Origin of the sequence: Parasalinivibrio latis (assembly GCF_036825535.1) — a bacterium.
GTDB lineage: Bacteria > Pseudomonadota > Gammaproteobacteria > Enterobacterales > Vibrionaceae > Parasalinivibrio > Parasalinivibrio latis.
In genome coordinates this window covers 2,406,002-2,426,716 of the sequence record NZ_CP098812.1, presented here as the reverse complement: position 1 = coordinate 2,426,716, position 20,715 = coordinate 2,406,002, and the positions used below count along the sequence as shown (strand labels likewise).

General features: G+C 48.1%; 17 protein-coding genes. 3 read left to right on the top strand and 14 right to left on the bottom strand.

The genetic code is table 11. From position 1 onward, the window contains the following. Positions 1 to 35: 35 nt before the first annotated feature. Complete coding sequence (locus NF212_RS11150; RefSeq protein WP_434355592.1) at positions 36 to 1,010, top strand: DMT family transporter; 975 nt, start codon at positions 36 to 38, stop codon at positions 1,008 to 1,010. 77 nt (positions 1,011 to 1,087) lie between these two features. Here the strand turns inward: NF212_RS11150 and NF212_RS11145 are convergent, their stop codons facing one another. The 12 genes from NF212_RS11145 to NF212_RS11090 form a co-directional block, all read right to left on the bottom strand. After that, the gene (locus tag NF212_RS11145) at positions 1,088 to 2,443 is read right to left on the bottom strand and encodes a sodium/glutamate symporter (protein WP_434355590.1); all 1,356 of its coding nucleotides are present in this window, start codon (positions 2,441 to 2,443) and stop codon (positions 1,088 to 1,090) included. 648 nt (positions 2,444 to 3,091) lie between these two features. Further along, a complete protein-coding gene (locus NF212_RS11140) occupies positions 3,092 to 6,232 on the bottom strand; it encodes an efflux RND transporter permease subunit (protein ID WP_434355588.1) in 3,141 nt (1,046 codons plus the stop codon). 10 nt (positions 6,233 to 6,242) lie between these two features. Next, a complete protein-coding gene (locus tag NF212_RS11135) occupies positions 6,243 to 7,406 on the bottom strand; it encodes an efflux RND transporter periplasmic adaptor subunit (RefSeq protein ID WP_434355586.1) in 1,164 nt (387 codons plus the stop codon). Positions 7,407 to 7,595: 189 nt separating this feature from the next. Beyond that, positions 7,596 to 8,387 carry a DUF2927 domain-containing protein gene (locus NF212_RS11130; protein ID WP_434355584.1) on the bottom strand — a complete coding sequence of 264 codons (792 nt, stop codon included), beginning with the start codon at positions 8,385 to 8,387 and terminating at the stop codon, positions 7,596 to 7,598. 131 nt (positions 8,388 to 8,518) lie between these two features. Beyond that, entirely contained in the window at positions 8,519 to 8,911 is a 393-nt protein-coding gene (locus tag NF212_RS11125; protein ID WP_434355582.1) for a VOC family protein, read from the bottom strand. A gap of 40 nt (positions 8,912 to 8,951) precedes the next feature. After that, complete coding sequence (locus tag NF212_RS11120; protein ID WP_434355580.1) at positions 8,952 to 9,749, bottom strand: DUF6597 domain-containing transcriptional factor; 798 nt, start codon at positions 9,747 to 9,749, stop codon at positions 8,952 to 8,954. Between the two features lie 96 nt (positions 9,750 to 9,845). Beyond that, entirely contained in the window at positions 9,846 to 10,352 is a 507-nt protein-coding gene (locus NF212_RS11115) for a type II secretion system protein (protein WP_434355578.1), read from the bottom strand. Positions 10,353 to 10,609: 257 nt separating this feature from the next. Then, complete coding sequence (locus tag NF212_RS11110; protein WP_434355576.1) at positions 10,610 to 11,119, bottom strand: type II secretion system protein; 510 nt, start codon at positions 11,117 to 11,119, stop codon at positions 10,610 to 10,612. Between the two features lie 101 nt (positions 11,120 to 11,220). Further along, positions 11,221 to 11,730 carry a type II secretion system protein gene (locus tag NF212_RS11105; protein ID WP_434355574.1) on the bottom strand — a complete coding sequence of 170 codons (510 nt, stop codon included), beginning with the start codon at positions 11,728 to 11,730 and terminating at the stop codon, positions 11,221 to 11,223. 86 nt (positions 11,731 to 11,816) lie between these two features. Then, positions 11,817 to 13,064: a GGDEF domain-containing response regulator gene (locus tag NF212_RS11100; RefSeq protein WP_434355572.1), complete on the bottom strand. Its 1,248-nt coding sequence runs from the start codon at positions 13,062 to 13,064 to the stop codon at positions 11,817 to 11,819. 167 nt (positions 13,065 to 13,231) lie between these two features. Continuing rightward, positions 13,232 to 14,083 carry a lipase secretion chaperone gene (locus NF212_RS11095; RefSeq protein WP_434355570.1) on the bottom strand — a complete coding sequence of 284 codons (852 nt, stop codon included), beginning with the start codon at positions 14,081 to 14,083 and terminating at the stop codon, positions 13,232 to 13,234. 1 nt (position 14,084) lies between these two features. After that, positions 14,085 to 15,032, bottom strand: a complete 948-nt coding sequence (locus NF212_RS11090; RefSeq protein WP_434355568.1) for an esterase/lipase family protein — start codon at positions 15,030 to 15,032, stop codon at positions 14,085 to 14,087. Positions 15,033 to 15,715: 683 nt separating this feature from the next. On the opposite strand from NF212_RS11090, the gene NF212_RS11085 reads away from it, so the two are divergent. Then, positions 15,716 to 17,506: a M20/M25/M40 family metallo-hydrolase gene (locus tag NF212_RS11085; protein ID WP_434355566.1), complete on the top strand. Its 1,791-nt coding sequence runs from the start codon at positions 15,716 to 15,718 to the stop codon at positions 17,504 to 17,506. Between the two features lie 46 nt (positions 17,507 to 17,552). Here NF212_RS11085 and NF212_RS11080 read toward each other — a convergent pair whose 3' ends face one another. Next, complete coding sequence (locus NF212_RS11080) at positions 17,553 to 18,443, bottom strand: LysR family transcriptional regulator (protein WP_434355564.1); 891 nt, start codon at positions 18,441 to 18,443, stop codon at positions 17,553 to 17,555. Between the two features lie 128 nt (positions 18,444 to 18,571). Here NF212_RS11080 and NF212_RS11075 point away from each other — a divergent pair, with 128 nt between their 5' ends. Further along, positions 18,572 to 19,678, top strand: coding sequence for an SMP-30/gluconolactonase/LRE family protein (locus tag NF212_RS11075; RefSeq protein ID WP_434355562.1), 1,107 nt, complete (start codon positions 18,572 to 18,574; stop codon positions 19,676 to 19,678). A 77-nt stretch (positions 19,679 to 19,755) separates the two neighbouring features. Here the strand turns inward: NF212_RS11075 and NF212_RS11070 are convergent, their stop codons facing one another. Beyond that, entirely contained in the window at positions 19,756 to 20,622 is an 867-nt protein-coding gene (locus NF212_RS11070) for an AraC family transcriptional regulator (protein ID WP_434355560.1), read from the bottom strand. Positions 20,623 to 20,715 lie beyond the last annotated feature (93 nt).

Sequence of the window (20,715 nt, the reverse complement as noted above, 5' to 3'; positions counted from 1 at the left end):
GTCTCCTTCCCTTCACTACCATCAAGGAGATAGCCGTGAGCGCTGACAATCAGCAAGATGGCAGGCAAATCACTACAGGGATTATTTACGCCCTGATTGGCACTTTTTTGTTTTCCGCCAAGCCCGTATTGATCAAACTGGCCTACCAGGCAGGGGGCGATGCTGTTGCAATAATGGCGCTGAGGGCGGGCAGTTCTGTGCCGTTGTACCTCATTATTCTTCTCTGGCTTTGCCGGTTCCCGGATAACCGGCAGAAACTCCGGAAACACGGGTTGAAAGCAGCGGCTATAGGTATTCTGGGTTACTACCTTGCGTCCTATCTGGATATTGAGGCACTGGCGTATATATCTGCGCAGTTGGAAAGGCTGATTATCTTCCTGTTTCCGAGCTTTGTTGTGCTGCTGAGCTGGCTATACATGAAGCAAAAACCGGCACCGGGTGTCGTTTCTGCTGTGGTTGGCGGTTATATCGGCATTGCTTTTATTGTGGTGCACGATGTTGGCAACCCTGGGTTGAATGTCGGCCTGGGTTCCGGGCTCGCCCTGCTTTCTGCGTTCATCTTTGCCCATTACCTGATCTTCAGTAAACAGGCCATTACCCGCATGGGGAGTTTACTGTTCACCTGTGTCGGCATGGGGAGCGCCGGGCTGGTGATCCTTACGCAGGCGACCTTTTCTGATTTTGATGTGACGGTCATGTCCGGGGATTTTATTGCTTTGGGTGTGGCGATTGGAATTTTCTGTACTGTATTGCCGTCATTTCTCATAGCAGCTGGGATGGCAAGGCTTTCTGCCACACAACTGAGCCTGGCCAGCAATGTTGGCCCGGCGATTACTGCCGCACTGGCAGTGTTGGTGCTTGGGGAGGCGTTTACGCTATACCATGCAATCGGGATGACGCTGGTGGTGTTTTCCGTGGTGAGGATGAGCCGGAAAAAGCCTCAACCTGAAGAGGGCAATGGAGTGACAGGGTCGCCAGCCGTGATGAAAAAAGAAAAAACCGCTGAATAAAATGGTCTGCCCCCCTTCGCATAGGGGGATCGAAAGGGGGCAGATGTGGAACGCTGTTTAAGTATCCTGGGGGCCCGTTATGACATGGATTCCCGGCTGGAAAGTGATGCAGTCTGGCGGCGGTTAAACACAAAGCGCCAGATGGACAGTACAAACAGGATATAGGCCACACCGACACCAATGGCTTCCCACTGCATGCCAGTCATCATGGCAACCGGCATCAGGGAAATAATGAAGATGTCAGTAATCGACCCAGGTACATAGGCGATGGCGTAGTCATCCAGTACCCGGCTTTTCATTTTGGGGTCAACGATACGGAGCAATGCAATACCCATGGCAACGGTTCCGGTCAGCCATCCCCAGGAAAATATCCCTTTTTCAAACCAGTCATCGCCCAGAATTCGCGGCGCAACCCAGAGCACCAGGAAAAGGGTAAAACAGATACCGCCTATAGCCAGGATCACCATAGGGGCCAGGTAGTTAACCAGCACCGTGATTTTGATGGCTGATATGCCAAACACAATCAGGTAATCGGTGGAGATTCCTGCTGCATGGTCGAAAACTTTGTCACAGAGGTACTGGGAAGCGCGGGTGCGTTTGGCAATGATACGGACAAGCATCCCGCCCAGGAAACCGGTAACAAAGGTCGGGATCTGCACTTTGTCATGGAACGATGACAGGTAGTGTGCTGATGCATAAGAGAACGCTGTAACCACTAAAACCAGAGCCGCATGTACGGCAAAAGTATCCACCGACAGAGAAGACATGGAGTCTTTCATTACGGCTTCCTGATCGTTCGGGTGTACCAGGCCTTTACGTTCATGCTCGCTCATGCTGGCGAATGTCGTGAAGCGTTTAATCAGGCCCAGTTTCAGGGCGAACTGGAGAATTAGCATTCCAATGGAGATGGATACAAAGATACCAAGGGTTGCAAAGGTCAGGCTGAGAGTAAATGCATCCTGCCAGCCCATATTGCCGAGGATGTCACCGACAACCGCGGAGGTACCGTGACCACCCATAAAACCGGCCGACAGGGTGATACCAATAGCCGGGCTGAGGTCAGGCCAGATGTAGGTAGCCAGAAAAAGACCCAGCAAAGCGGCAAACAGCCATTGGGAAACAGATGCAACCTGGTTGAATGCCCACAGTGATCCTGCACGCTTTGCCACAACGGATGGCGAAGGCAGATCTGTGGCAAGGCCGAGAGCCGAAAACAGGGCAGCGGTCAGCAGGCCGGCGTTTGAAGCTAACCCACTGGTCCACGGAATAATGTCAAACCCGGCAGGGCCAAAAGCAAGCCCCATGATGCCTGCCAGTACGGCAGAGGGCAGGTAAAGACGCTGGAAAATGGAAAAGTGAACCCGAAGGATTTTTCCCAGTAACAGTAAAGCCCCGGCAATGGCGAGGTCACTAAGCATCAAGCCGTTTGGCATATGCTCCTCCTAAAAAATGACGCGCTGACAGAGGTCAGGCGGATGCCGCCATGGGAGGTCACGAACCTGATTTGCCTTCAGAATGGGCAAAGCGAATACCTGCCTGTTGTGTGAAACGACAGACTGTCGGTAAGGGGTACAATGTGCCGGCTATAGACAAAGCAATTTGAGCCGGTTGTCGTGATCTCGCCGTGGCAGAGACTATGAAATAAGGGATAGTGCGAAAACCGCGCTGTTAACCCGTTGAAACCGTCGAAGACGGAAATAGTGTCGCGCGAAAACCCGGTAGGGAACGGCGAGTTGATCGGGGGATGTTGTATCGCCCAAATGATGGTGAACGCCGGGAGAGAGACCGGAATTCGCGATGAATCCTAAGGTTTTTGATTCGGGAAATCAAATTAAAAATTTATAAAAAATTATCTATAAATTCCATATGGTTATAAATATTGGATGTCTGGTTCAGATATCTGGATAGTACGCGAGATAGCCAGAAAATGTTTAGTATTCACTGTTTTAAAATGAAATTATGCTCTGGCTTTTACAAATTAATGAAATGAGGGGCAACGTGGCTATTACCCCTAAAAAGTGGATTTATATCCCCAAACTCCTTCAAGGTGCAGGTTTCAGCGAGCGTTGATTGGCTGGCAATCAGGCCTTTTCGCGCTCTGATTTGCCAGTACCGGGTTTCCACCACCATACAAAAAACCGGCGGAAGTCATCCATCACGATATACAAAACCGGGATTAAAATGAGGGTTACCAGGGTAGAAAACAGAATGCCAAAGGCGAGGGACGTGGCCATCGGGATGACAATTTTTGCCTGAAGGCTGGTTTCGAGCAAAATCGGCACTAAGCCAAAGAAGGTGGTTAGAGAGGTCAGCATGATCGCCCGGAAGCGGTAACAGCCGGCTTCGACCACAGCGGTCTGCTTGTCTACCCCGTCTTCCCGTCGAGCCCGGTTGACAAAGTCCACCAAAATCAGGGAATCGTTAACAACCACCCCGGCCAGCGCGATGATCCCCATCATACTGAGGACGCTCATGGAGAGTCCAAGCAGGAAGTGCCCGACCACAGCCCCAATTACCCCAAAGGGAATGACCGACATAATGATAAGTGGCTGTGTGTAGGACTTCAGCGGGATAGCCATCAGGGCATAAACAGTAAACAGTGCAAAGAAGAAGCCCTGGGCAAGGCTGAATATGGCTTTCTGTTCTTCTTCTGTTTCCCCTTCCAGTGACACGGTCACGCCAGGGAACCGGGTGGGTAATGTCGGCAGAAATTCCTTACTGATTTCAGCAGCGATTTTTCCCGGTTCAACCTGGGTTTTATCCGCGTTAGCGGTGACGGATACTGCCCGTTTCCCGTCTATCCGGTTGATGGATACAAAGCTTTCTGATAATTCCATGTTGGCAGCAGACGAAAATGGCAGGGCAATGCCGTCCGGTGTTCGGATCATCATGCTTTCCAGGTGGCTGAGGCTTCGGCGTTGATCGCTGGGGTAGCGTACCATTACCTTTACCTCTTCTTTGTTGCGCAATATACGCTGTGCTTCGAAACCATAGAAGGCGTAACGGACTTGGGTCGCAAGGTCTGAAAGGGTCAGCCCCAGGGCTTCGGCCTCCGGTCGGATGGAAAGCCTTATTTCTTCACTGCTGTCACCGAAATTGTCAGTGATATCGAATACACCTTCATAGGTTGCCAGCTTTTCTTTGAGTGCTTGCGATGCGCCTGAAAGCGCCTCAAGGTTGTCGGCTTGCAACCGGAAAGCAATGGCCCCGCCTCCGTTGTTGGTGGACGCATCCATGGATAGCTTTTTCACTCCCGCCAGTGGTGGAATGGCATCACGCAGGGCATTGGAGATACTGATACCGTCAATCTCCCGGGTTTCGGATTTGGTCAATTCGATAAAGAGAAATGCCTTTGTTGCACTTTCAAGGGATACCAGGCTGTGTTTGACCACGCTGCTGCCAAATTCCTGTGCCAGTTTCTCATCTGTGGCATAAAGGGCGTGTTCCACTTTCTGTAGTGCTTTCAGGGTATCCTTTTCTGCAGTACCGGTTTCCATATCCAGACTGACCTGAAGAAAGTCCGAAGGGATATTAGGGAAAAATACCCACCGCACCTGCCCGCTGGCCAACAGCGAACCGGCAAGGATCAGCACGCCTGCAAAGGCAGCCAATACGTGGTAACGCCAACTGATACAGGTTTTAATAAAACGCCGGTAACTGTGATGGATAAAATGGTCCAGTGCTTTGTGAAAGCGAAGTTTGGCGCGGGAGAATGGGTTTCTTCCCCTGTTGGGCCGGTAGCGCATATGGGCAAGGTGGGCCGGGAGAATCAGTTTGGATTCAACAAGCGAAAATAAAAGACAGAGGATGACCACCATACCGATGGATTTCCAGATAACGCTCATGGTTCCTGTCACCATGATGGTAGGCAGGAAAGCGGCGACAGTGGTGAGTACACCGAAGGTTGCAGGCAGTGCCACCCGCCGGGCTCCGACTATAACGTTACCTACAGAATGCCCATTGCGTTCGATTTCACTGTAGGAGCTCTCACCGATGACGATGGCGTCATCGACCACTATGCCGAGTACAAGAATAAAGGCAAAAAGGGTCAACAGGTTGATGGTGAGGTTAAAGGGCTCCATAGGCATAACCATCAGCGTACCGAGGAAACAGACCGGCAAGCCCATCATCACCCAGAACGCCAATTTGAGATCGAGGAACAGTGCAAGAATAAGGAATACCAACAGGGCACCGTAAAACATGTTGGACAGCATCATGTTAAGCCGTCCTTCAAGGTAATGGGTCAGGTCACCCCAAGTATCTATCTTGGCTCCGTCCGGTAACGAAGCCCGGCGTTTTTCAATGTACTTCTTAACCTCTTTTGAAATGGCTAGTGCATCCTGGTCGTCAACACTGACGACTTCAATAATTGCGGCCGGATTGCCATTAAAACGGGTATAGCTCATCCGATCTTCGAAGCCATCATTGATGGTCGCGACATCTGAAAGCAGCAGCCGGCTGCCGTCAGGCCGGGTACCCAGTGTAAGGTTGTTAAAATCATCCCCGTAATAGGCTTGTCCCTTGGTACGTAGCAGGATATCCCCCCCTTCCGTGCGGATACTTCCTGCCGGCAGGTCCAGGGAGGCTTTTTGCACCGCGGCGGCAACCTGTGAAAATGTCAGGCCAAATTTACGCAGCTGGTTTTCGGACACCTCTATGGCAATTTCATCCTTGAGTACACTGCTGAGGTCAGCACCTGAAAGTGAAGGCAGTGCCGCCAGCTCATCTCTGATTGCCTTGGCGAGGTTTTTCTGTTCACGGGCGCCAAGTTCACCGTAGACAGATACCCATATCACGTTATTACGGGGTTCCAGCTGGAAAACTTCTGGTGTCTCAATACTGGCAGGAAATGTGGATATACCATCAATCCGGCGCTTTATGTCGTCGAGGACTTCTTTTGTTTCGTAACCGTCAGCAACTTCGATAGTAACAGAGCCAACACTTTCTCTTGCGATGGAGGTGATTTTCTCCATCCCGGTAACATCTTCTATGGCTTCTTCTATCTTGAGGATAATGCCCTGTTCAATGTCGTCGGGGGTGGCGCCGGGGTAGGCAACGGAGACTTGTATCCGGTTAAGCTCAAAGCGGGGAAAGACTTCTTTGTTTATCAACAGGGCACTGAACGTGCCCCCTACGAGGAGGATGATCATCAACAGGTTGGCCGCCACCGGGTTGCGGGCAAACCAACTTATGATGCCGGATGAGGTGTTATGTACCTGCATGACTGACCCCTCACTTGTCCGGTTTGGCGGTGGCGGTGCGGTTGTCTTCCGCAACAGTGACCTTCATGCCATCCTTAAGATTGGCAGGGCCAGTCAGCGCAATGCGGTCTCCCTCCTTGAGACCACTGGAGACAAGCAGGTTATTTCCTCTGGAGCCAATGACATCAACGCCGCGCCATGCGACGGTATTATCTGCCGTTATCACAGCAACCTGGTTATTGCTGACAACGTAGCGTGGCAGTTGGGTAATGCCCTGAGCCTGTTTCCCTTCAATGGTTGCGTTGACGAACGCGCCGAATCTAAGTGGAGACCCTGCTTGAGGCTGGTCATAAGGTGAAGCTACTTCCGCAACCAGATAAATCATCCTGTTTTGTGGGTCGACAATGCCTTCTGAACGCACCAGGGTGCCCTGCCAGAGTAGGGTTTCCCCCACAGATTTCATGGCAAATGTGACTGGGATTCCCTTCATACCTTCATTTGACAGGGCGGCAAGATTGTCCGGTGTCACTGGAAGCCGGATTTCAGCCATCCCAGTGCCGTAAATCTCACCAAGATTGCTGCCAATTCCCACGTACTGCCCGAGCTGGATGTTCCGGGTACGAATCAGTCCAGTAAACGGGCTGCGGATTTCGGTTCGGACAAGATTACGGCGGGCGCTTTCCAGTGCAGCCTGTGCAGATTTGACGTTCGCCTCTTCACGCTTTAACTGCGGAAGACGGAGTCCGAGTGCGGGGACTGCACCGCGCTTGAAATCCCGGAATTCTGTTTTGGCTACCTCCGCCCTGGCTTTTTCTTCATTCAGTGAGGCCTGGGCCTGGGCGAGTGCCGCTTCAGACTGGCGTACAGCAGCCTGGTAATCTGCCGGTTCAATATTTGCCAGTAATTCACCTTTCACAACATGACCACCGGCCACAAATTTGTCGGAGAGCGAGATAATCCGCCCCTGGACTTCGCTGGTCAGTTGGGTTTTCAATTTGGGCTCAACGGTCCCGTAGGAATTGATATCCAATGTGAGGGTTGTGGGATGGGCAGTCATGACTTCGACTACCGGAGGTAAGGCTTTAACTTCACGCTTTTCCGGCTTTTCTTTGGTTGCCATTAACAGTGAGGCTCCACCGATGGCAGCAGCAAGGATGACTAAGGGTCCCAGACGTCGGACAAGAAGTTTGAACATAATGGCCCACTACATTGCTTGGAGTGTTGTTTTCGCATCCAAATCTGATGCGATTTTTCAATATTATCCTCTGGTTGTATTGATTTCGTTAACGCTTGGATCAAAGTTTTAAAATTGGATGAAAGGTAAAAATTGCCGGTAACCAATGTGGATATGAGCTTGATTAACTATAGTGGGGCGGGCAAACAATTACAGGCCCATGAGTTTATAGAGACCGCCACGTCGGATTTCCGCATTCGCCCGGGCAAGGGTGCCATCTTTCTGCCAGGTTTTCAGGGTCTGCTCCAGCTTGGGTTTTACCATATTCCAGCTTTGCCCCGGTTTAATGTCCGGTTGGTAGAGCATACGGATAAGGATGCTGTCCAACCCTGAAAGCAAATCCTCCGGTGTCCTGTCGTTGAATATAGAGGGGTAAACCTGTTCGGAATCGTTCGGGAGCCCCATTGTCTGGGTGATCTCTTCCACTACGCACGCAACAAGCTTGCCATGCATTCGTGCCTGATCAACCGGAATAACGACTGCGGCTTTGGTCAGGCTTCCCCGGCCGTTAGTGGCGAAATGTGCCGCGCATACAGCACCATTCAAAAAAGATGTGTCCTTTGTCCGAAACAATTTCTGGGCATCCCGAAACCAGGTGGATTGCCGGGTAAACAGGATTGACAGGTTGGCGGATTGCTCGGATGCTGCCTTGGTAAATTGCAACCCGGTTAGAGCAGACAAATGCTGCAAGTGTAACGTGACGAGCTCGTTGTGAAGCTGGCGATCGCCAACCTTGTGTTCAATCCACACACTGACTGGATGTGTCCATTTACGTACCTTCTGTTCCCCGGGAGAGTATTCGTTTTTTAGTGCTATCTGATGGAAAGCATTAAGGATAAACGCCGGGTTCTGCCAAGGCTGAGTAACAGCTGAAACCGATATTGGATTGAACAATGCTGAAATACCCAGAAGGGCAGCAAAGAAACTGGCGGATATTCGCATCAGTGTTAACTTCCGGTGGTGAGTCAGTCAGTTAGAAAGAGGTTAGCACAAGCGACGGGAATTTATGATGAGCATGTTTCTTGGTTTTGAGCCTTCGGGGCCAGTATTGCTGACCCCGAATGAATAGTTTTTCACTGAGGGTCGATGTTTTGTACGATATCAACCTGTATCCCCGAGGGGTCAGTCACCATAAAGTGATATTGCCCCCATACCTCTTCTTTAAGCGGCTGGGAAATGGTAAGTGATTCTGACTTTGCAACATCATAGGCCTTTTCTGCATCCTGCACTTCCAATGAGATGACATAGCCGTCTGGGTTCATCTGCGGGTGCAGGAAATCTGGCTGGGTCGGGTGGCCCGGCATCAGAAACCCCAACTGAACTGCACCGTTTGATGATACCAAGTGAAGGTAGAACTCTTTTTCGTAAAATGCCGTGGTAAACCCGAAATGGGTCTCGTAAAACTCTTTTACTGCGTCGAGTTGTGGCGTGACCATTACCGGAAACATTGACTGTACTTCAATCATCTGTTGGCTCCTTATTCAGATGTGAAAGGAGCAGAATAGGTCAGCAGTGTTCATCTTTATTGTATAAAACGGACTTTCTGCGAAAGGCGAGGGGAGTCATACCGGTAAACGCTCGGAACTCTCGGATGAAATGGGATTGGTCGTAATAGTATGTTGACCATGCCGCAGGGTCGTTACACCGATGCATACGTGCCAGGGTCTGCTGGAAACGGAAAATACGCTGGAGGGATTTTGGGGAAAGCCCGGTGTATAGATGGCTGAGCCTTCGCAACTGACGCTCACTGATACCTGACGCTGCAGCAAGGTCATGGTGATTGTCAGTACTAGGTAACGTGAGTGTCTGGCGGACGAATTGATGAAATCGCCTGTCAGCTAATGGGTCTGAGATTTCTCGTGAAAGCAATGATGAAAGGGCAGTACAACGTTGTTCGAAGGTATTTACGGCAACCAAGGTTTCATTAATGTGGTATGCCAGTGGAGCAGGAAGCAGGTCGTAGGCGGATATCCCTTCCGTAGAACAACCCCACTCCCCAACAGGCGTACCTGTCAGACAGTGCTGTCCCAGAGGCTGGAAGCGAATTCCGAAGTAAATTGCCGGACCATAAAGGGCAAAAAATGCAGGGGCTTTAAAAGGAGGAACCAGAAGGGAGATATCTGGCGTACCAATTTCGGTTACCCAGTCAACACAATTATCTGGAATGCTCCGGTAAGAGTAGCTTCCTGCTGTGACTGTCAGTTGCCAGAAGCATTCGACCACATGACGCATTGCAGGTTCTGGATAATAAACCTGATAAATTCCGCCTTCACCAACGTCTCCCTGTACCGGCCTGTAGTCCATATCCGTTCAACCACTTGGTTTGACTGGTAACTGTCATCATAGCTAAATCGGACGGGATCTTTGAACCTTTAATAAAAACTGCTCCTGGGGTTTTAATTAACAGCCAGTGGTTACTGCTTTCACACTGTCCGCAGTGTCTGATTGGTATTCGGCATAGCAGTTACCGGACAACAAATTGCCTGAGCCGTAGCCAACTCGTGAATAATCATTATCTTCATAGACGACAACATCACCGTGTGTCGCAGAGCGTGTTGAACCGTCCAAAGTTTCAGACTCCGGGGCGCCAAGATCAATAAATGTTTGGATTAAGAACTTGTGAGGTGATGTCGACTCACTGCGCGATTCCGGGTAGCCGCCATAAAATTGGAACAAGCCGTAATCTGTTTCAACATCCACATTATCACCCGTTTTTCCCTGGATCATCGCTTTACTGTTCAGCATTGAGACCTGAGCAGAAATCACCCCTTTGAAGCCTTTCACGGTCGCAATTTTTGCATCCTTGGAAAAATTCAGGAATTTTGGTGCTGCCGTAACTGCGAGGATCCCCAAAATAACAATCACAACGACCAACTCAATTAAAGTAAATCCTTTTGTACTGCGCACAAACACCTCTAAGATTCCTGAGTACATCATTGCATTTCAAAGTGTAGCAATGAATTAGAGATAGTTTTAAGCATTCAAGCTTATATTAAAGAGTACAAGGAATGTTGAGTTGTAACTTATTTATTGGTCAGACAAATTATTTTCAGGATGCACCATAGGATATGTCATATAAAAGCGAATCTGAGGTACTTAATGGCTTATCCATAACGCATTAATCTGTGTAAAAACACCATGTCAGTAAAATACAATCGGTGAATTTAGCAGCCATCTGTTACTGTTTTCAGGCTCTCTGTTGAGCTTGAATGGAAATATTCAACATAGCATTTACCCGCCACCAGATCTCCGGAGCCATAACCGATACGGGAATAATCATTGTTTTCGAATACATTGATGTCACCATGAACCGCCGTTCGCTGATCATTGGTTGCCGTTTCTGAATCCGTCTGCCCAAGATCAATAAAAGTCTGTACAAAAAACTTATTAGGGTCGGTTGATTCACTTTTTGGCTCTGGATATCCGCGATAGAATTGAAAAAGGCCATAATCTGTATTAACAGTTACGTTATTCCCCAATTTACCCTCAATAGTTGCAACTGCATTTAGCATCGATAGTTGCGAAGAAATGACACCTTTAAACCCGCTGATCGTGGCTTTCTTGGCATCAGACGTAAAATTAAGAAACTTGGGGGCTGCTGTCACCGAAAGTATTCCAAGAATAACGATGACGACGACCAATTCGATTAATGTGAACCCCTTTGATGTGCTCAAATTTTACTCCGGGTGATCTTTGTTCAGTCCATAAGGAGAATTATCGCATTGCATCAAATAAGGTTTTAAGAATTGGGGTGTATATACTGGGTCAGAGTTTTTCAACAACCATCAACGATATACGTTACTGCTTCCGTTGAACCTGTATGCAGGTACTGCGCATAACACTTCCCGGCATCTAAATTTCCGGTGCCATAACCTATGCGTGAAAGCGTGTTGTTTTCATAAATGTTTACATCACCGTGTGTCGCTTGACGGGAACTGTTATCAGCAGTTTCTGTTGTTGGTGTGCCAAGGTTTATAAATGTCTGTATGAAGTAACGGTTGGGATTTGTTGATTCACTTTTTGTCTCCGGGTATCCGCGCCAGAACTGGTAAGGGCCGAAATCAGTTTGGACGGTAACGTTATCCCCTGATTTTCCAGCGATCATTGCAGTGGCATTAAGCATGGATACCTGGGCTGACATTGCGCCGTGGAATCCCTTTACGGTTGCACGTCTCGCATCAGAAGAAAAATCAAGAAATTTGGGGGCTGCTGTGACAGACAGTATACCCAAAATCACAATGACCATTACGAGTTCAACTAACGTAAATCCCTTTGAATACGGCAAACCAGTCCCCCGGTTTTAAAAGGTATTTGTATTAGTATTGCACTGATTTGCGGGGCCTTTTAAGTGACAGGATGAGTATGGGAGAATTAGTCAATTTCTAAAACAGTCTGGTTGGTTACGGCCAGTTTGATTCGGTTTCGTCCAGCAGTTTTAGCACGGTATAAGGCATTGTCAGCATACTGTAGCAGGCGTTGGATATCCGTTGACCCGGTGGCAATTCCGGCGCTGAGTGTAAAAGTGATGTAGTGCTCACCCCAGTGAACCACTTTTTCCCTTACTTTACTGAGTACCTTAAACATCTGTTTTTCAAATTCTGCGATGTTGCATTCAGTCAGCACGCAGAATTCTTCGCCGCCAAATCGACAAATCAGGTCATCAGGGAAATGTTCTGTCAGTAGTTTGGCAAAAGACTTCAACACTTGATCACCAGCCAAGTGCCCAAAAGCGTCGTTGAGGTGTTTGAAATTGTCGAGATCCAAAATAGCAAGGCACATATCCGGGTTGTGCTTCTTTGTCATCGGGTGTTCAAAGAAATAACGACGGTTCCAGCAACCAGTCAGATAATCTGTGTTGGCCAGCTGGAAAGCCTGTCGTTCTGCGTCAAGCGCATTCAGGGTGGAATGCAAGCGGCAGTAAAACTCTTCCTGGTTGAGTGGTTTGGTAAGAAAATCGTTTGCACCAACTTTCAGGAACTTTGCAGTCAAGGCATGCTCGTCGCTGGCAGAAAGGCCGATAATAGCCAGCCGACGGTGGCGAAGACGCATGCGTGCGCTTCTGATAAAGGCAATACCGTCCATTTTTGGCATATTGTAATCAGAGATAACCAGGCTGATTTCCGGGTCTGACTCCAGGTACTCAAGTGCCTCCAAACCATCACACGCTTCAACAACCCGCAAGTTTTGCCGTTCGAGTAGATTGGTTATATAGCGACGCGCCATCAGGGAATCGTCGGCAACGAGTACTTTGTGGCCATGGTTTTTTTCCAGACGGCGGAGCAACGGGACGATAAAATCCACGCAGGCACGGGTGTCTTTGGGAATGTAATCAATAACCGGCTTTGCCAGCACTTTTTCGCGGGTGCTGTCGTCCATGATGCTTGTGAGGACGATTACCTTGATATTCATCGACAGGCATAGATCGATAACTTCTCCGTCAGCACCGTCAGGAAGGCAATAGTCAAGAATCGCACAGAGGAAATCCGTTGATGAATTCAGGATGGCTTCGGCTTCAGCAATTGACGTAGCAACGACTGGCTCGTACCCTCCATGGAACAATTCTCTTTCCAACAGCTTCTTAAATGGCAGGCTGTCCTCTACCACCAACACTTTTTGCACCGTCAATCCTGCTAACTGCGATTCCTGCTTTCAAGGGTGATCATAAATTTATTAAGTATTCTGTCAATTGAAAGGTCAATTAAAACACCATAAAATTCATCATATTGCATAAGTGAGATTTGAAAATTTGCCATATAAAAAGCGAAATTCAGTGAAATACTCATGCATTAGTGATCCCGAATATTCTCCAGTGCTTTAATGCGGCGATGTTCACTTTCATCAAAATATTGGCTACGCAACGCTAAAACCAAATCTTCTTTTTCTGCGTCTGACAGTGAAAGGTTGTCAAGAATATCAACCCTGGCCTGAAGGTAAGCGTCCAATGTTTCCTCAAAACGAGCCGTTTCTTCGTCAAGTATCCGAAGCCGTTCTGCGGCTTGCTCACCAACCAATTCCACGCGCGTGAGATGAGTGTCCTGTGTATCGCCGGTTGCATTCTTATTCAGGCGGGATAGTAGTGTCTGTCGGCGGTAAGCAGCAGCGTCTTCTGGGGAATGCTGAAAAAGTTCATCTTCCCAAGCCTGATGAAATGCTTCTTCATCGTCAAACTGCTCGCGAATAGCCATTTTCTCCAGTGATTGGGTACGCTCCCTGTTTTCGGCACCAAATAGGCTTTCCTGTTCTTCAATTGAGAAATACCGGGCTTGCATAGCGATTAATTTATCGTGCAGACTCCAAAGCTCATCCAGTGACAGTGAAGTCGTTTGGTAACCTGGATCAATGGTCATTAATGCTTTTTTATATTCCTGAAAACGGGCAAAGAGCTCTTCATCCAATATGGTCTCACCTTGCTGCCTGGCGAAGTTCATTACATTTTTCTCAATATCTTCCATGGTTGCCTCCCCCAATGCTGAGGAGAAATAAGCGAGGGTATCACCGAGAGTTGTTGTATCGATTCGCGTATCCTGTTGCGACTCAGCTCGGAGTTGTTGTACCTGTTCAGGCTGCTTGCCCTGCCAGATATAAACTGCCAGGGTAGCAGCTACTACCAGTAGTAGTGTTGTAGTGGCTGGCTTCATTTTATAACCCGTATTGTTGCAGTCGGTTAGCGTGCTGGCGGTAAAGTGTTACCGGATCCGTTTCAAACACATGGTGAATGCCGAGGAGTTGATTTACCTCATCCAGGTGGTTCATCCGGTAGTCGTCTCGGATTACCCGCCCAAGGTGTGTCGCACAACGGCCCACGAGTCCGTCGTTGGGTTCAGAGAAGAACTTCCCTGTCACTGACATGGCTATGTCAGAAATATCTAGGACATTCGTTTTGTTTGCTGTCCCGGACCAGGAAAAATAATAAACGCCATTGCTTGCAACAAGAGACCCCTGGCCACAACGGTTTGAAGGCAAGCCTTCAGGATAACGTCGATTGAATTTCTTCATACCCGCGGAAGTTAATGAGTTCAATGCTTTTACCGGATTCTGTGGCAGGTTAGGGCTACCGGAAATGGCACTGACAAACGACGCAAATGCTTTGGTTACACCAGCAACTGAGGCTTCTCCGGCTGATCCAGGACGTAACGACTTACGCACGGCATCGGCAAATTCTGAACCGAAGTTCACTCCACCAATAGTGGTTACGGACGCTACATACTGGGGGGCAACCGATGCCACATAACGTGTTGTTGGTGCACCTTGACTGTGACCAATGAGATTAACCTTGGATGCACCGGTAATTGCCCTGATCTTTCTGACCTGGCGAAGCAGTTGTTCCCCACGTGCTTCGTTACTGTTGGTAGCAGAAACCTGAGCGACATAGACCTTGGCCCCACTGCGGCTGAGCGCACGGGGAATACCGTAGAAATAGTCGATGCCTGCAATGTTATCAAAACCAAACAGACCATGAACCAGTATTATAGGGTAACGTGTTTCTGTGTATCCCTTTGATGAAGATAGGGAAGAGGTGCTGGAAGATGTCCAACCAAACACCGGCCACAGAAGTAATGAGAGCAGAATTATCCCTGTTTTTTTCATTTATTACTCCTTTAGGTGATAAGACCTCCGATGAGATCATCTAAAACGGTAACCTGCCAATTGCATACTTCTGTGTCTCACTGATAAGAATATTGACCCCGATATGAAATATACCTGTGAAGTTGTGACAGCACACACATCTATTAAGCAAAGGAATTAACCGAACGGAAATAAAAGGAGATGAAGATCTGTGTGAAATGACGCATTAGCGCATACAGTTTTCTGGTCTGCTGAAGCACAAAAAATCTGGATTACTTTATGCCAAAAATTAACCATGGCATGAATAACATCAAAGTGTCTTAAACATGTAACTTATATTGCGGTTGCTGAAAACTTTAGGTTGAGGGGATAAATTTAAACGAGAGGATGATTTCCAAAGAATTTTAATGTTATTCGTCACGCGTTATTATTCATTTTCCATTTTGTATCTCAGGGATAATTTAGAATAAGCAACCAAATAATTTTCTATTTGTAGTTATGTATTTTAGTATTTACTTTAATTTATAGTGAATAAATCTGTTTATATCTGACTCGAAATCACAGCTTTCGTGCAATTTGTCTAACCTAACTATTAAGAAATTTGAAGAAAGATCATCTCTCGGTTTTTTCGAGAATTGAATTGATTGTCTGTCTAATTATTTGGGTGATTCACTGTTGTCGGTTACTCAACAGGGAAAACCAACATGCTTATCAAAAAAATATTTAATAAATCAGTGGTTACTGTCGCGGTCAGTTCGGCGTTGTTAGCCGGCTGTCTTTGGGATGATCCGCGATGGGTAGCAGATCAGGTCAGTCAGGCTGTTAAAGAAAAACGGTTAGTCAGAATTCTTACCGATTTGGAGGTACGTGCTACACCGACCGAGGATGGTTCATCAACCACCCGGGCAGCAGGTTCAGAAGGCTATGAAAACTCAATTGAGTACATCAAGAAAAAGATGCGCAAGATGGGTTACAAGGTATGGACGCAGGAACTGGATTTTCGCAGTTGGGTCGAACTTGCGAATACAAGTCTTGCAGTTAATGGCCAAATGCTGGTGCATATTCGTGATGCAGATGATGATACTCCGGCAGACTATGCAGCCATGTCATATTCCGGCGGGTCCAATGGCACTGTCAGTGCACCTATCGCTTTTGTTACACCCGATTTTGATTTTGATTCCCCGGATTACGACAGTTCAGATGGCTGTGAGGCTTCGGACTTTGACGGAGTCGACGTCAGTGGGAAGGTTGCGGTCATTCAACGTGGGGCCTGTACCTTTGATACCAAAGCGTCAAACGCTGAGGCAGCAGGCGCTGTTGCTGTGATTGTATTTAACCAAGGGAACAGTGACGGCCGCAAAGGTGTGGTAAACGGAACGCTGGGCAGCGATACCGAAGTAACCATCCCAGCATTCGGTGCAAGGTTCGACCTGGGTAAGGGCTGGTATGATGCGCTGCAGGGTGGCGCTGAATATTCTGCAGAGCTGGCTATCGCAGTGAAAGATGAAAATATCGTTACGCATAATCTGCTCGCTGAAACGCGGAAAGGAAATCCGGATCAGGTAGTTATGCTGGGAGCCCACCTGGATTCTGTTCCGGAAGGGCCGGGCATCAACGACAACGGATCAGGCACTGCAGGCTTGCTGGAGTATGCGACTGCACTGAAAAAGATGAAGGTGAAACCAAAGAACAAGGTTCGGTTTGCCTGGTGGGCGGCAGAGGAAGCGGGGTTGGTGGGGTCAAACTACTACACCGACGAACTTTTCTCACCTATTTATGATGAGGCTGTTCAGCAAATTCTGGATGAGCTTGGACTGGATGACCCCTCCCAACTGACAGACGCGCAGTGGGAGCTGGTTGATGCACGTTATGGTGAACTGAACAATGTGAAGCTATACCTGAACTTCGACATGATCGGCTCACCTAACTATATCTTCGGTGTGATGGACGGAGACTTGTCTGATACCAAGGACAGTCCAGACAATGCTTATCCCGGTGATTTTGAGCCGCCGTATGGTACGTCTGATATTGAAAGCCTGTTCAACGAGTTCTTCGATAACGCCGGTGAAAAAACCGTACCGCAGGCTCTTTCCAACCGTTCAGACTACGCCGGTTTTGCTCAGTGGGGTGTTGCATTTGGTGGTTTGTTCACCGGTGCAGAGCGTGTGAAATCTGAGCAGGAAGCTGTGGACTTTGGCGGTGAAGCCGGTGTGGCCTATGACAAGTGTTACCACCAGGCGTGTGATGATTTCACTAACGTGAGCCACCAAGCTCTTGTCACCAATACCCGGTCACTTTCCTATGTGACAACCTACTATGCGATGAGTGAGCAGTTGTTCCCGCCTAAACCGGAAGCTGAAGCGCAGCCGTTTGGCCTTCGTAGTCTGGAAGCACCTACCCAGAAACACCGTATAGGTGATCAGATCAAAGCGGCCAGCAGGGAAGATGCTGACCACGGTCACTTCCATGGTGACTTTGACCAGGATCGTGAGTAATCACTGTACCGGTAAGTAATTCAAGCCCGCCAGACCGGCGGGCTTTTTAATATGGGGTGTTCTGGAATGCAGATTTAATGAATTCAAAAAATAATGCCAGCTTGCGTGAGCGGGTTCCCTGAGGGGCACGAAGCAGCCATACCGGTGCTTTTTCGTTAAAGAGTTGTTTCGGCATTACTTCTACAAGTGTACCTTCCGCTAACGCTTCACATATAGCCAGCCGGGATTTGATGGTAACCCCAAGGCCTGCAATAGCGGACTCCGTAAGTGAATTTGAATCAGAGACCGTGACCCTTCGGTTACCTTTTACAGGAAGTGCATTTCCACTCTTGTCTTTTACCACCCATGTATCCTGCCATGGTAAGCAAACCCAATTGTGCTGAACCAATATTTCTGGAGAATCGGGTGTCCCGTAACGCATGAGATAATCCGGGGATGCGCAGAGAATGCGGTCGTTGTCTGCCAGCTTTTGTGCCAGCAAATTACTGTCTGCCAGTTGCCCCACACGGATTGCTGCGTCTATTCCTTCTTCAATAATATTGGTCATACGGTCGGTGGAGTAAAACTGAATAGAAATGTCGGGGTACGTAGATAAAAACTGTTGTAGATTTGGGATTATATATTTCGCCAATACCCAAGGTGGAAGAGTCAGGGATATATTACCTTTAATACTTGATTCTCCCAGTCCAATTGCACTTTCCGCTTCTTCAATGCTTGCCAGTGTAATGAGAATACGCCGATAAAAAATATCACCTTCTGACGTGGATGAAAAATGGCGGCTATCTCGGTGAATTAACTGAACACCTAAGTGTTTTTCCAGTTTACTGATTCTGTGGCTGACAGTGGCCGCTGCCAGATTCAGGTGTTTTGCAGCAGCGGTAATTCCCTGTTTGTCTATGACTGCTACAAAGGCCTTTAAATCTTCAATGTTATACATTCGAAATCTTCAAATCCTGCATTCGATATTTACCTAATTGAGTAGGCTTGAGTGAAAGAATAAAGTTTTTAACGCGCCAACTTTATTTCACCTAGGGTTAATGGCATTTTTTAATCATGGAGTAAGACATGAATAAAAGGAAACTAATTTCAATTGGTGCTGCATTTGTCACAGGTTTGGCAAGTTCAGCTTTGATGGCATCAGAAAGGATACCCGCAGGGGAGATTGAAACTCTCTATTCGTTTGGAACGGAGGTACCCCCCGGCAATATTGCAATTGCGCCGTCGGGTAGGATGTTTATGAGTGTGCATGAATTCTATGGTAAAGATATCAGGGTCGTAGAGGTTAAAGCCGGAGGAGCTGTTACACCGTATCCCAATAGTGATTGGGCAAAGATACCCGAAGGAGACGGTCCGGGACTAAATGGTGTCCTTGGCTTACGTGCAGATCGGCAGGGGATACTTTGGATGTTAGACGCACAAACTCAAACTCACAGTGGCCGTATTGTGGGTTGGGATACCACAAATGAGTCTCTTCACCGTGTTGTATACTTGGGAGCGCCTATTACCAAACCCACTTCTTTTCTCAACGATCTGGCGGTCGATCGTACCCACGAAGCGATATATATTACAGATACTGCGTCTGCTGATACTTCCGCGTTAATTGTTGTAAATTTAGATACTGGCCAGGCAAGAAGGGTTCTGGAGGGTTCAGACTTTACACGACCGGAAGATAAGAAAATGGTAATTGACGGTAAAGTTGTCATGCTTGGTGAAGCGCCTGCGAAAATTGGTGCAAACCCAATTACTGTCGATCCAACAGATACCTGGGTGTATTTTGCGCCTATGACGGCTTCTTCAATGTATCGAATCAAAACGTCAGACTTGCTTGATTTTTCTTTGACGGACGATGAGCTGGCAATGCGGGTTGAAAACTACGGGAGCAAGCCTATTTCAGACGGGTCAACTGTCGATGGTGGAGGTAATGTTTATGTTACTTCCATTACTGATGACTCCATCGGCGTTATTCGTCCGAATGGTAATTATGAAACCTTGTATGCCCGCGATGACATTTCCTGGCCGGATGGCTTTGCGTATGGACCGGACCACAAGATTTATGTGACGGTCAATGAACTCCATCGTTCACCGGTATTAAATAGTGGGAAAGACGATACTAAAGGTGAATTCAAGATCATGCGATTTGATGCATTGGATGAGGGTGTATCCGGCCGCTAACGGAGGAATATCAATTCAGCCCGGTGCTAAATAACGTATAAATCTGGGCTGCTATTTTAGTCATAATTCAACTGGGTTTATATTTTCCCCTTTCGCCTTACAGCCCCGGCACTGATACCAAATGCTTTCTGGAATGCTCGGGAGAATGCAGCTTCAGAGCGGTATCCGACCTTTTCAGCCGTAGACGCTACATCATTGCCTTCTTGCAAAGCTGCCCAGGCAAGCTGCATTCGCCACCACACCAGATATTGCATCACTGTCCAGCCACTGCTTGCCCTGAACTGGTTCGCAAGGGCTGTACGGGAGAGCCCGGCTTTGTGGGCCAGGGTTTCTATTGTCCAGGGTTCTGTAGGGGAATCATGGATACATTTCAAAACTGCTGCCAGCTTGGGTTCAGCCAAGACTGACAAAAGACCAATGCTTTGTTCTGACGCACTAATGAAGTGGCGCAAGGCCATGATGAAAATGAGTTCTGCCAATCGGTTAATTACCACGCTTGTTGGTGATGTCGAGCGGTAGCATTCCGCTTTAATGACAGTAAATACTGGCTCAAGCCAACCTTGCATGTCTTCCCTTCGCAAAATGATAACCGCCGGCAAGGCATCCAGAACTGCTTCAAAACCACGGTGACTGAAGAGCATCCTTCCACAAAGTAGGCCGGTTCCGGGCAGGTCGTTATCGTAAGGGAGGTGGGCCTCATGACCATCAAGAGGCTGGATGGGGCACATGGTGTGAGGGATTTCCCGTGGGAATATGACCAAATCCCCTGTTTTCAGGATTTGCCGTTCTTCACCAGGTAACTGGATGGCACATTCTCCTTCCGTTGCAAGATGGAAGCACGTTTGTCCGGGATGGGTTTCCCGTATAGTCCAGTTCCCACAAACCTTTGCATTGTGATAAACCTCTGCTTCAACCCGGAAGAGTGTCATTAAGTCATCGAGCATCCTTGGTTCCCTATGTTGGCTTTTATCTTCAGGCGGTTTTGATTTTTGTACGATGGAGCAAATTATAAACACTTTATAGCATTCATCGTTCAG